Below are 12552 nucleotides of genomic sequence, written 5' to 3'. Positions count from 1 at the left end.
ATTGGCAGTAAAACCGATCGTAACGTATCCGGCGGAGGTTCTTGAAACCCCTGCCGAACCCGTTGCGTCTTTTGATAAATCATTAAAGAAATTACTCGATAATATGTATGATACGATGCTTGAGCTGGACGGAGTCGGACTGGCTGCCCCGCAAATCGGCGTTTCTAAAAGAGCGGCAGTCGTCGATATCGGCGATGACACGGGAAGAATTGAACTGGTCAACCCGGAGGTCATCGAAGAGAGCGGTGAACAAACGGGTCCTGAAGGCTGTTTGAGCTTTCCCGATCTATACGGTGAAGTGAAGCGTTCGGATTATGTAAAGGTCAAGGCGTTCGACCGCCGCGGGAAACCGTTTACGATTGAAGCTGAGGGCTTTTTGGCGCGGGCGCTGCTGCACGAAATCGACCACTTGGACGGTATTTTATTCACATCAAAAGTAATGCGCTATTATGATGCGGAAGAACTTGAGGAAATGGAAGGATGATAGGATGACAAGGATCGTTTTTATGGGAACGCCGGATTTTTCCGTCCCGGTGCTCAGCACATTGATTGATGACGGCTATGAGGTGGTGGGTGTCGTCACCCAGCCTGACCGCCCGAAAGGCAGAAAAAAGGTGATGACTCCGCCGCCTGTCAAGGAGGAAGCGCTGCGCCGCGGCATTCCCGTGCTCCAGCCTGAGAAAGTGAGGGAAGAAGCGGAAACGGACAAGATTTTGGCGCTTGAACCTGATCTAATTGTAACGGCGGCATTCGGACAGATCCTGCCGAAAAAGCTCCTCGATTATCCGAAATACGGCTGTATCAATGTCCATGCCTCTCTTCTGCCGGAGCTTCGCGGAGGAGCCCCGATCCATTACGCCATTCTGGAAGGCAAAGAGAAAACGGGCGTGACGATCATGTACATGGTCGAAAAATTGGATGCAGGCGATATGCTCGCCAAAGTTGAAGTTGACATCGAAGAAACCGATAATGTCGGCACGCTCCATGATAAGCTGAGCAAGGCCGGAGCGGCGCTTCTTTCCGAAACGGTTCCGAAAGTCATTGACGGTTCGGTAATCCCGGAAAAACAGGATGAACGGGAAGCGACATACGCGCCGAACATTAAGCGTGAACAGGAACTAATCGACTGGTCGAAGCCCGGCGAAGTCCTGTACAACCAAGTCAGGGGCTTGAATCCTTGGCCTGTCGCATACACGGTTTTAAGCGGCCAGACGCTAAAAGTATGGGCTGCGAAAAAATGCGAAACCTTAAAACAGGCAGAGCCGGGAGAGATCGTCAGCGTTGATAAAGACGGCATTGTTGTCGCTACCGGAAATGACACCGCGTTAAAATTAACGGAAGTGCAGCCTGCCGGCAAAAAAAGAATGAAGGCTGAAGATTTTGTCAGGGGATCGGGTCTTCAAGCCGGAATGAAATTGGGTCATGACGATGAAAAATAATGTGAGAGAAGTCGCGCTTGATGCACTGGTTAAGCTTGACCAGAATCAGGCATACAGCAATCTTTTGCTTCAGTCTGTCATGAAAGCGAACGATTTAAGCGACAAAGACAGAGGCCTTTTGACAGAACTCGTTTACGGCACCCTTCAGAACAAGCTGGCGCTAGATTATATGCTGAAGCCGTTTATTAAAAAACCGGAAAAGGTGAAAAACTGGGTCATTCATCTGTTGAGAATGTCGCTGTACCAGATGGAATACCTGGAGAAAATCCCTGACCGGGCCGCTCTTTTTGAAGCTGTTGAAATTGCTAAAAAACGCGGGCATAAAGGAATTTCTTCATTTGTTAACGGAGTTCTGCGCTCCGTTCAAAGGGAAGGCGTACCTTCTTTTGCCGATATTGCCGACCCCATTGAACGCCTTGCGGTTGAGACAAGCCATCCGGAATGGCTTGTCAGAGAATGGACGGATGCCTACGGGTTCGAAGCGGCAGAACAAATCTGCCGGATTCATATGATCCCGCCGAAGCAGACGATCCGCGTCAACAGGCTGAAACACGACCGGGATACGCTTCTTTCCCACCTGAATGAAGCTGGGATTGAGGCGGAAGAAGGCGACTTGTCCCAAGACGCTGTCAAACTGCTAAAAGGAACGATTGCGTCCACTTCTTTTTTCAAAGAAGGCGAAGTCACCATACAAGATGAAAGCTCGATGCTGGTAGCGAGAGCCCTCGGTCCTGAACGGGGAGAAACGGTGCTGGATGCATGCGCAGCTCCGGGAGGAAAATCCACTCATATCGGCGAACTGCTCGAAGATACGGGAAAGGTCGTCTCCCTGGACCTTCATCAGCATAAAGTAAAGCTGATCAAAGAAGCGGCAGGACGGATCGGACTTTCCAACATTGAAGCAAGGGCGCTGGATGCCAGAAAAGCCGGCGAAGCCTTCGAGCTGGAGCAGTTTGACCGGATTCTCGTCGATGCCCCGTGCTCGGGCTTCGGTGTCATCCGCAGAAAACCGGATCTCAAATACAGCAAAACGCCCGAAGACAGCGCGCGTCTCGCCGGGATTCAGCTTGCGATTTTAAACGAGATCGCACCTTTATTGAAAACAGGCGGGACATTGGTCTACAGCACATGCACAATGGACCCGACCGAAAATGAACAAGTCATGCATGCTTTTTTGGAAGAACACGACGAATTTGAAGCGGACCCCACCCTCGCCGAGCGGCTGCCCGAAAAAGCGGCGCCGTATGTCAAGGATGGAAGCATTCAAATCCTTCCCCACTACTTTGGAACGGACGGCTTCTTTATTTGCAGCATGAGAAAGAAGGGATCACAATAATGGAATCGAAACAAAAAGTGAGAAAAGAATTGCGGACAGAAAGACCGTCCATCTATTCTTTTGAAATAGAAGAACTGAAAAGCTGGCTTTCGGAAAACGGCGAAAAGCCTTTCCGCGCCGCGCAAATATTCGAATGGCTTTACGAAAAAAGAGTCACGTCATTTGAAAAGATGACAAACCTTTCAAAAGAGCTGCGGACAAAGCTGAACGAGCATTTCGTATTAACGACGCTGAAAACGGCCGTCAAGCAGACTTCACAAGATGGGACGATGAAGTTTTTATTCGAGCTTCATGACGGCTATACAATCGAAACCGTATTAATGCGGCACGAATATGGCAATTCTGTTTGTGTAACGACACAGGTGGGCTGCCGGATCGGCTGTACATTTTGCGCGTCGACCCTCGGCGGCTTAAAGCGGAACCTGGAAGCCGGAGAGATTGTCGCCCAGGTTGTCAAAGTGCAGCAGGCGCTTGATGAAACAGATGAACGCGTCAGCTCAATCGTCATTATGGGAATCGGCGAGCCGTTCGATAATTTTCAAGAAATGCTTGCGTTCCTGAAAATCGTCAACCATGATAAAGGGCTGAATATCGGAGCGCGCCATATTACCGTATCAACGAGCGGAATCATTCCGAAAATCTATGAGTTTGCAGACGAAAAGCTGCAGATCAACTTTGCGATTTCTCTGCACGCGCCGAACACTGAGATCAGAAGCCGGCTGATGCCGATCAACAGAGCCTACAAGCTGCCGGATCTGATGAAAGCTGTCGATTACTACATTAAGAAAACCGGCAGAAGGGTTACGTTTGAATACGGGCTTTTCGGCGGTGTCAACGATCAGGTTGAACACGCGGAAGAGCTGGCTGAATTGCTAAAAGGAATCAAATGTCACGTCAACTTGATTCCGGTCAACTATGTACCTGAACGAGACTATGTCAGAACACCGAAAGAACAGATTTTCGCCTTTGAAAAAACATTAAAGTCTCATGGAGTAAATGTCACGATCAGAAGAGAGCAAGGCCATGATATTGACGCTGCCTGCGGACAGCTTCGTGCAAAGGAGCGCCAGGAAGAGACGAGGTGAATCAAGGTTGAAAACAGCCTTAAAAACGGACAGGGGAAAAATACGCCAGCACAATGAAGACGATGCCGGCATTTTTACGGAAAAAAACGGACTGGTTTTAGCTGTTGTCTGCGATGGAATGGGAGGTCATCTGGCCGGCGATGTCGCCAGCAGGATGGCTGTCTCAGCCCTTCGGGATATCTGGGAGGAAACCGAAGAAGTCCCGGCTTCGCCGGCTGAAAGCGAAGCATGGCTGAAAGAGCAGATTTCAGCGATCAATCAAAAACTTTTCGACCATTCGAGGGCGCATGAAGAGTGCCAGGGAATGGGGACAACGGTCGTCTGCGCTTTATACACGGGAAAAACGCTGACGGTCGCCCATATCGGAGACAGCCGCTGTTATCTCCTGCAAGGCGGCAATTTCATACAACTGACGGAAGATCACTCGCTTGTCAATGAACTCGTGCGGACAGGGGGGATTTCGAAGGAGGATGCCGAACACCATCCGCGGAAAAACGTGCTGACAAAAGCGCTCGGCACAGATCCGGAAGTGAAGGTTGAAGCCCATACTTTTGAAATCGAACCGGGCGATCAAGTTCTACTATGCTCTGACGGGCTCACGAATAAAGTGGAAGATGAGACACTGAAGGAGATGCTCACGGCTCTTTCTTCTGCGGAGGAAAAAGCGGAACAGCTCGTTCAGCTGGCCAATGACAACGGCGGCGAAGACAATATCACCGTCGCGCTATTGGAACTTCCTTCTCAAATTGAAGAAGGTGAAGACAAGTGTTAATCGGCAGACGGATCAGCGGACGTTACGAAATCCTGCGCGCCATCGGCGGCGGGGGGATGGCGAACGTTTATTTAGCGCTGGACATCATCCTTGACCGTGAAGTCGCGATTAAAGTGCTGCGGTTTGACTTCGTTCACGATGCCGATTTTATCAGGCGGTTCAGAAGGGAAGCGCAGTCCGCTGCAAGCCTCGACCACCCGAATATCGTCAGCATTTATGATGTCGGAGAAGAAGATGACATCTATTATATCGTGATGGAGTACGTCGAGGGGATGACCCTGAAAGAATACATAAACCGAACAGGCCCACTTCATCCGAAAGAAGCGGTCCAAATTATGGAGCAGATTGTATCCGCCATCGCACATGCCCATGATAACCAGATTGTCCACCGGGATATTAAGCCCCACAACATTTTAATCGATCATATGGGCCACATTAAAGTGACCGATTTCGGCATCGCCATGGCACTCAGCTCGACGACCATCACGCACACCAACTCGGTTTTGGGCTCTGTCCATTATTTGTCGCCCGAACAGGCGAGAGGCGGATTGTCTACGAAAAAATCCGATATCTACTCGCTCGGCATCGTGCTTTTTGAGCTGCTGACGGCGCGAACGCCGTTTGAAGGAGAATCAGCGGTCAGCATCGCGCTGAAGCATCTCCAATCAGAAACGCCGTCGGTAAAAAGGTGGAATCCGGCCGTGCCGCAAAGCATAGAAAACGTCGTCCTGAAAGCGATGGCAAAAGATCCATTCCACCGCTATGAAGCGGCCGAAGAGATGGAAAACGATTTGAAAACGGCTTTCGACCCGGACAGGCTCAACGAAAAGCGATTCACGATTGAATCCGATGATGAGATGACGAAAGCTGTTCCGATCATCAAGAACTTGCCGGAAGCTGAGAGCAGCCCGCAATCCGGCGACGGACAAGAGGAAGCGGCTCCATTGTCAAAAAAAGAAAAGAAGAAGCAGGCAAAAGCAAACAAGAAGAAAAAAAGAAAGAAATGGCCGCTTATATTGCTAACGGTGTTTTTCGTTCTCGCTGTGTCAGCCGTCTTGGCCTTGACGGTGTTTCCATCGCTCTTTATTCCAAAAGACGTTGCCGTTCCCGACGTTGCCGGCCTTGAGTATGAAGAAGCCGTCATCAAGCTTGAAGACGAAGGGTTTGAAGTGGATCCGAATGCTGAAGACATTGCCGACGATAAAATTGAAGAAGGGCTGATCGTGAAAACGGACCCTGCAGGCGGCGATATCGTAAAGGAAGGCTCAACTGTCAAGCTTTATAAAAGCTCAGGCAAAGAGAAAACAGAAGTGGATGATGTGGTCGGCCAGAAAGTCGACGCCGCCAAGAAGCATCTCGAGCAAAAAGGCTTTAAAAACATCAAAACAGAAGAAGTGCACCATGAAGAAGAAGCGGGCACCGTCATCGAACAGGACCCTGCAGCCGGAACCGAAATCGTTGCCGCCGACGACGAGATCAAATTAACGGTCAGCCTCGGTCCGGAAGCCATTACTTTGAGGGATTTAAAAACATACAGCAAACAGGCGGCTTCGGGCTATTTGGATGACCATCAGCTTGTCCTAGTCGAAAAGGAGGCGCATTCCGAAGACGTGCCGGAAGGTCAGGTCATCAAACAAAAGCCTGAGGCGGGGGCATCCGTTAAGCCGGGAGACAAAGTTGAGGTCACGTTTTCACTCGGACCTGAAAAAAAGCCCGTCAAAACGGTGACCGAGAAAATTGATATCCCTTATGAACCGGGAGCGGAGGGCGAAGAACAAAACGTCCAAATTTCGATCGATGATGAAGAACACAGCATTTCCGACGTCTACGAAAATTTCAAAATCACGGCGCCGGCGGAGCGGACGATCAAATTCAGGATTGCGCCCGGCCAAAAAGGGTATTATCAAGTAACGATCAACGATAAAGTGGTCAGGTCAAAAACGATTGAATATCCTGAGGATGAATAAGGGAGGTGCGATATGCCTGAGGGCAAAATCATTAAAGCATTAAGCGGATTTTACTATGTATTAGATGGCGATCAGGTCATTCAGTGCAGGGGAAGAGGGGTATTTAGAAAAAATAAAGTAACCCCTCTCGTCGGCGACGATGTCGTCTACCAGGCCGATAACGATAAGGAAGGCTACATTCTCGAAATTAAAGACAGATTCAATGAATTGGTCAGACCTCCGATCAGCAACGTGGATCAGGCGGTTCTCGTGTTTTCGGCAAAGGAGCCGACATTCAGCACGTCGCTATTGGATCGTTTTTTAGTGCTGGTTGAAGCGGCGTATATTAGTCCGATCATATGCATCACGAAAATGGATCTCGTGGATGATGACGCGCTGAAAGAGCGGATTCACCAATATGCCGAAGACTACCGGAACATCGGGTACAGCGTCTATTTGACATCGATGGAAAACGGAAGCGGCATCGAAGACATCATCCCCCATTTTCAAGATAAAATCACTGTATTCGCCGGCCAGTCCGGCGTGGGCAAATCTTCGCTTTTAAATGCGATCAGCCCTGACCTTGAACTGAAAACCGCCGGGATTTCCACCCACTTGGGAAGGGGAAAGCATACAACTCGCCATGTGGAGCTGATCGATATAAACGGCGGGCTCGTCGCGGACACCCCGGGCTTCAGCTCGCTTGAGTTTGCCGGTATTGAAGCTGAAGATTTAGGGTCTACATTTTTGGAAATCGGTGAAAAAAGTGCCGAATGCAAGTTCCGTGGGTGCCTGCATATGAAAGAGCCGAACTGCGCGGTCAAACGCGCCGTGGAAAACGGTGAAATCGCCCAGTATCGCTACGACCATTATGTTGAATTTTTAACAGAGATCAAAGATAGAAAGCCGAGGTATTAAGATATGGTATATGTTGCTCCTTCGATTCTTTCAGCTGATTTTGCCCGTCTAGGGGAAGAAATTCGAGATGTGGAACAAGGCGGCGCCGATTTCATCCACATCGATGTGATGGACGGCCATTTCGTTCCCAACCTGACCATCGGGCCGCTTGTAGTGGAAGCCGTCCGCCCGATCACTGAACTTCCGCTCGACGTTCATTTAATGATCGAAGCGCCTGACCGCTATATACCTGCTTTTGCAAAAGCGGGCGCCGATATTTTGTCCGTCCATGTTGAAGCGTGCCCGCACCTTCACAGGACGATCCAGCTCATTAAAGAACAAGGGGTCAAAGCGGGTGTCGTCTTGAATCCGCATACCCCTGTGCAGCAGATCCAGCATGTGCTTGAAGACCTTGATCTCGTATTATTGATGACGGTTAATCCGGGCTTCGGCGGACAGTCGTTTATTTCCTCAGTCCTGCCGAAAATCAGGCAGGTCAAGGAGATGGCTGAGCAAAAAGGACTTGGCGACCTGCTGATTGAAGTGGACGGGGGCGTCAACAAAAATACGGCAAGACAGTGTATCGAAGCGGGAGCGAACCTGCTTGTTGCAGGATCTGCCGTTTATAACGAAAAAGACCGCAAAAAAGCCATTTTCGATATAAAAGGTGCGCTTGGGTAAGGTTTACCGATGAAAGAGAGCCGGCTTTCTGCAGCTGCGCTCTTTTTTTAGGGCGTTCACAGAAAGGACAATGCGATGAAAACGATCAATATTGTAGCGGGAGGCCCTGATCATCTGATTCCCGACTTGCTGCAGTATCAGGACGGGGATGCGATTTGGGTCGGGGTTGACAGAGGCGCTGTAACCCTTTTGGAAGCGGGGATCGTGCCTGATGAAGCATTCGGGGATTTTGACAGCATCACAGAAGAACAAAAAAAAGCCATTGAAAAGGCTGCTCCTCGCCTCCATATTTATCAGGCGGAAAAAGATCAGACGGATTTGGATCTTGCGTTGAGCTGGGCCGTTGGACAGCGGCCTTCATTCATCAGAATGTTCGGCATTTCGGGAGGCAGAGCAGACCATTTTCTAGGGAATCTGCACCTTCTTTATACCGCAATGAAGCAAAACGTCAAGACCGTCATGATCGACCGTCAAAATACGATCAGCATGCATCCCCCAGGCTCCTACACCGTCATGCATGATCAAACAAAACCGTATATTTCATTCCTGCCGTTTACGGAGACGGTAAAAAACCTTTCTCTCGAAGGATTTAAGTATTCTTTAAATAAGTGTCATATTGCTCTCGGTTCGACACTATGTATTAGTAACGAACTCATCCATTCACAAGGTGCTTTTTCGTTTTCTGAAGGCATATTAATAATGATAAGAAGCACTGATTAAATATCCTGGCGCTTCCGCTCGCTTTGTGTTTGGGATTCGATGTTGAAGGTGGATGCGGTTGCGGACTCTTTGAGGAGGGAAGGGAATGAAATTTTACACCATCAAATTACCGAAGTTTTTAGGGGGAATCGTCCGGGCGATGCTTGGCTCGTTTCGCAAAGACTAAGAAGCGCCGGGTGCGCTTTTTTTGCGGAGCGGGTCAAAGGGCTCTCCCCGGGAAAGCAGAGGAACGAAAAAACGCCTGCCTAAAGCGTACAGTCGCTCTTGGCAGGCGTTTATTTTTTCTTATACACGCTCAACTTTTCCAGATTTCAAAGCTCGAGCAGATACATATACTTTTTTAGGCTTGCCGTTCACAAGGATGCGCACTTTTTGAACGTTAGCGCCCCATGTGCGTTTAGAAGCGTTCATCGCGTGAGAACGAGAGTTGCCAGAACGTGATTTTCTGCCTGTAATAACGCATTTACGTGCCATTTGTTTCCCTCCTAACTATCAAAAAAAACATCATCATTCTTTATCAGTTGATCACCTGTGATGCTTCAGATACTTTAATAATTTACCACAGCTAAAAACCGTTTGCAACTATTGATTACTCTGCTTTCAAGAAAAATCCCTTGACATCTTGAAAAAATGAACGCGCTGTAGTATAAGTAGGGTTAGGTTTGGAGAGAAGCCTGCCTGTTCTTTTAAAAAGAAGGTCCTTATAGTAGAATGATGATAACCAGAGGTCAAAAGCGAGACTCGAAAAGGAGGAACCAACGTGTCCATTGAATTCCGAACAAAATACGGACAGATTGATATATCAAACGAAGTGGTCGCCATGGTTGCAGGAGGCGCAGCGATCGACTGCTACGGGATCGTAGGTATGGCATCCAAGAACCAAATTAAAGACGGACTGACTGAAATCCTTAGAAAAGAAAACTTTGCAAGAGGCGTTCTCGTCCGCCAGGAAGAAGATCGTATTCATATTGACATGTACATCATTGTTAGCTACGGAACAAAAATTTCAGAAGTGGCACATAATGTTCAAACAAAAGTCAAATATACGCTCGACCATACAGTGGGTCTTGCAGTAGATTCCGTAAATATTTACGTTCAAGGAGTACGAGTGACGAACCCGTAGTTAGGAGGAAAACAAGAGTGTCTATACGAAATCTGGATGGAAAAGCTTTTGCAGAAATGGTTCTGTACGGCGCACACCATCTGTCTCAAAACGCAAATGTAGTTGATGCGTTAAACGTATTTCCGGTTCCGGACGGAGATACAGGAACGAACATGAATCTGTCGATGACATCCGGTGCAAAAGAAGTGGAGCAAATCGATACCGCCAATATCGGAAAAGTGGCACAAAGCCTGTCAAGGGGGCTTCTGATGGGAGCGCGGGGAAACTCGGGCGTCATTTTATCCCAGCTGTTCAGAGGCTTTGGCAAATCGATTGAACAGAAATCGGAAATTAACGCGAAAGAATTTGCCGCCGCGTTTCAGGCCGGAGTTGACACCGCCTACAAGGCCGTCATGAAACCGGTCGAAGGCACGATCTTGACGGTTGCCAAAGATGCGGCAAAAAAAGCTGTGCTCACCGCTCAAACTGAAACCGATATCATCAAGGTGATGGAAGCCGTCGTGAATGAAGCGGAGGCTTCATTGGAGCGGACGCCTGAGCTGCTTCCGGTTTTAAAGGAAGTCGGTGTCGTCGACAGCGGCGGAAAAGGGCTTCTTTACGTATATGAAGGGTTTCTCGCTTCTTTAAAGGGAGAAAAGCTTTCTGAAAAAGCGGCTGCACTTCCGTCATTGAATGATCTTGTCAGTGCGGAGCACCATAAAAACGCTCAAAGCCACATGAACACAGAAGACATCGAATTCGGCTATTGCACGGAGTTTATGGTGAAGCTCGACAGCGGCAAAAGAAACTTTAATGAAGATACGTTCCGCCAGGATTTAAGCGGCTTCGGTGATTCGCTGCTCGTCGTCTCAGACGAAAATATCGCCAAGGTGCACATCCATGCCGAATATCCAGGGGAAGTCATGACTTATGCGCAAAAATACGGCAGCCTCATCAACATGAAAATCGAAAATATGAGAGAACAGCACACCGCGATTCTCAGTCAGAACAAACAGGAGACAGCTGCACCGGCTGAAAAAGCTCCGGCAGAAAAACAGCCGTACGGCATCGTCACAGTTGCTATGGGAGAAGGGATTGCCGAGCTTTTCGAAAGCATCGGCGCCACAAAGGTCATAGAAGGCGGCCAGACGATGAATCCGAGCACGGAAGACATCGTTCAGGCGATCAAAGACGCCAATGCGGACACGGTTGTGATCCTGCCGAATAATTCAAACATTGTGATGGCGGCGAACCAGGCTGCGGATGTTGCCGGACAACATGTGATTGTCATCCCGACGAAGACCGTTCCTCAAGGGATGGCCGCACTGCTCGCATTCAACCCGGCCCTTGGAGCGGACGAAAATGAAGCCGCTATGCTTGATGCAATCGGCGAGGTGAAAAGCGGACAAATCACCTATGCGGTAAGAGACACAAACATTGACGGCATCGATATTAAAAAAGGCGATTTTATGGGCATATTAAACGGAAAAATCGTTGAGACGGCGTCTGACCAGTTAACAGCAGCGAAAAAGCTGATCGCAGGCATGATCGATGAAGACAGCGAAATCGTCACTGTGATCAAAGGGGAAGACGCGCCGGAAGAAGAGGCCGAAGAACTCGCAGCCTTCATCAGCGAGACGTACGAAGACGTTGAAGTAGAAGTGCACGACGGAAAACAGCCGCTGTATTCCTACATTTTGGCTGTTGAATAAAGGATCAAAGGCAGAAGGGCATGTTGATAAAAGCCCTTCTCTTCTTTTGGCTTTTTTTAAAGCATCAGCCCGCTCGGGCGATTGTCTGCTTGCCAATCGGGGAATGATCGATTAGTCTAAAAAAAACGGCTTTTTTTCCTCCGTATACAGCGGGGGAATCTGTGTGTAAAAGGGGGATAAGGATGAAGTACAGAAGTGTGTTTGATATTATCGGGCCCGTCATGATCGGACCGTCAAGTTCTCATACGGCCGGCGCGGCCAGAATCGGCAGAGTCGCCAGAAGCGTGTTTGGGAGGGAGCCGAAACAAATCATCGTGTCATTGTACGGTTCTTTTGCCGAAACATATAAAGGACATGGAACAGATGTTGCGATCATCGGCGGCCTTTTGGATTTTGATACATTTGATGAAAGAATCAAAGATTCGATCCGCCTAGCCGAAGAAAAGGGAATCGCCATCGAGTTTCGGGAAGAAGAAGCGGTTCCGAAGCATCCCAATACAGCCCGCATCCTCATCTCTGATGATGAAGGCTCCCTTGAACTCGCAGGCATCTCAATCGGCGGGGGGAAAATCGAAATCATTGAGCTGAACGGCTTTGAACTCAGATTATCGGGAAATCACCCCGCTATTTTAGTCGTCCATAACGACCGCTACGGAACGATTGCAGGCGTAGCCAATGTGCTTGCAAAGTTCGCAATCAACATCGGCCATATGGAAGTGGCCCGCAAAGACGTCGGCCAGGAAGCGCTCATGACGATTGAGGTCGATCAAACGATTGATCCGGCTGTTTTTGAAGAATTGAGAGCGCTGCCGAACATCATTGAGGTGACCCAGATCGCTGACTAAAAGGAGGGTGAGACGAT

At 49.0% G+C, this 12552-nt stretch carries 14 protein-coding genes; 13 read left to right on the top strand and 1 reads right to left on the bottom strand.

The features are described from left to right. The first annotated feature begins 1 nt into the window (after position 1). The 10 genes from def (at position 2) to spoVM (ending at position 9042) form a co-directional block, all read left to right on the top strand. Positions 2–484, top strand: a complete 483-nt coding sequence (gene def / locus H2R00_RS06655; protein ID WP_182070701.1) for a peptide deformylase — start codon at positions 2–4, stop codon at positions 482–484. 4 nt (positions 485–488) lie between these two features. Further along, the gene (gene fmt, locus H2R00_RS06650) at positions 489–1439 is read left to right on the top strand and encodes a methionyl-tRNA formyltransferase (RefSeq protein ID WP_182070700.1); all 951 of its coding nucleotides are present in this window, start codon (positions 489–491) and stop codon (positions 1437–1439) included. Beyond that, entirely contained in the window at positions 1429–2775 is a 1347-nt protein-coding gene (gene rsmB, locus H2R00_RS06645) for a 16S rRNA (cytosine(967)-C(5))-methyltransferase RsmB (RefSeq protein WP_182070699.1), read from the top strand. Before fmt ends, rsmB begins: the two co-directional genes overlap by 11 nt. Further along, positions 2775–3860, top strand: coding sequence for a dual-specificity RNA methyltransferase RlmN (rlmN, locus tag H2R00_RS06640; RefSeq protein WP_003181673.1), 1086 nt, complete (start codon positions 2775–2777; stop codon positions 3858–3860). Before rsmB ends, rlmN begins: the two co-directional genes overlap by 1 nt. Positions 3861–3867: 7 nt before the next feature. After that, positions 3868–4632 (top strand): Stp1/IreP family PP2C-type Ser/Thr phosphatase, encoded by a 765-nt coding sequence (locus H2R00_RS06635; protein WP_154997725.1) that lies wholly within the window; start codon positions 3868–3870, stop codon positions 4630–4632. Further along, entirely contained in the window at positions 4626–6599 is a 1974-nt protein-coding gene (pknB, locus tag H2R00_RS06630) for a Stk1 family PASTA domain-containing Ser/Thr kinase (RefSeq protein WP_182070698.1), read from the top strand. Before H2R00_RS06635 ends, pknB begins: the two co-directional genes overlap by 7 nt. 12 nt (positions 6600–6611) lie before the next feature. Continuing rightward, a complete protein-coding gene (gene rsgA / locus H2R00_RS06625) occupies positions 6612–7496 on the top strand; it encodes a ribosome small subunit-dependent GTPase A (RefSeq protein WP_182070697.1) in 885 nt (294 codons plus the stop codon). A gap of 3 nt (positions 7497–7499) precedes the next feature. Beyond that, positions 7500–8156: a ribulose-phosphate 3-epimerase gene (gene rpe, locus H2R00_RS06620; RefSeq protein WP_182070696.1), complete on the top strand. Its 657-nt coding sequence runs from the start codon at positions 7500–7502 to the stop codon at positions 8154–8156. A 75-nt stretch (positions 8157–8231) separates the two neighbouring features. Continuing rightward, entirely contained in the window at positions 8232–8876 is a 645-nt protein-coding gene (locus H2R00_RS06615; RefSeq protein ID WP_154997717.1) for a thiamine diphosphokinase, read from the top strand. Between the two features lie 85 nt (positions 8877–8961). Continuing rightward, positions 8962–9042 (top strand): stage V sporulation protein SpoVM, encoded by an 81-nt coding sequence (gene spoVM, locus H2R00_RS06610; protein WP_003221545.1) that lies wholly within the window; start codon positions 8962–8964, stop codon positions 9040–9042. Positions 9043–9161: 119 nt separating this feature from the next. Here spoVM and rpmB read toward each other — a convergent pair whose 3' ends face one another. Continuing rightward, positions 9162–9350 carry a 50S ribosomal protein L28 gene (rpmB, locus tag H2R00_RS06605; protein WP_003181685.1) on the bottom strand — a complete coding sequence of 63 codons (189 nt, stop codon included), beginning with the start codon at positions 9348–9350 and terminating at the stop codon, positions 9162–9164. Positions 9351–9636: 286 nt separating this feature from the next. Here rpmB and H2R00_RS06600 point away from each other — a divergent pair, with 286 nt between their 5' ends. From H2R00_RS06600 to sdaAB, 3 genes are all read left to right on the top strand, one after another. Then, a complete protein-coding gene (locus tag H2R00_RS06600; protein WP_154997715.1) occupies positions 9637–9999 on the top strand; it encodes an Asp23/Gls24 family envelope stress response protein in 363 nt (120 codons plus the stop codon). A gap of 17 nt (positions 10000–10016) precedes the next feature. Further along, positions 10017–11690 carry a DAK2 domain-containing protein gene (locus H2R00_RS06595; RefSeq protein ID WP_154997713.1) on the top strand — a complete coding sequence of 558 codons (1674 nt, stop codon included), beginning with the start codon at positions 10017–10019 and terminating at the stop codon, positions 11688–11690. A gap of 182 nt (positions 11691–11872) precedes the next feature. Next, positions 11873–12535, top strand: coding sequence for an L-serine ammonia-lyase, iron-sulfur-dependent subunit beta (gene sdaAB / locus H2R00_RS06590; RefSeq protein WP_154997711.1), 663 nt, complete (start codon positions 11873–11875; stop codon positions 12533–12535). The last annotated feature ends 17 nt before the right edge of the window (positions 12536–12552 follow it).

Origin of the sequence: Bacillus haynesii, from assembly GCF_014042035.1 — a bacterium.
GTDB classification, from domain to species: Bacteria; Bacillota; Bacilli; order Bacillales; family Bacillaceae; genus Bacillus; species Bacillus haynesii.
The sequence above is the reverse complement of the archived record's forward strand: the minus strand, read 5'-3'. Positions and strand labels throughout refer to the sequence as shown.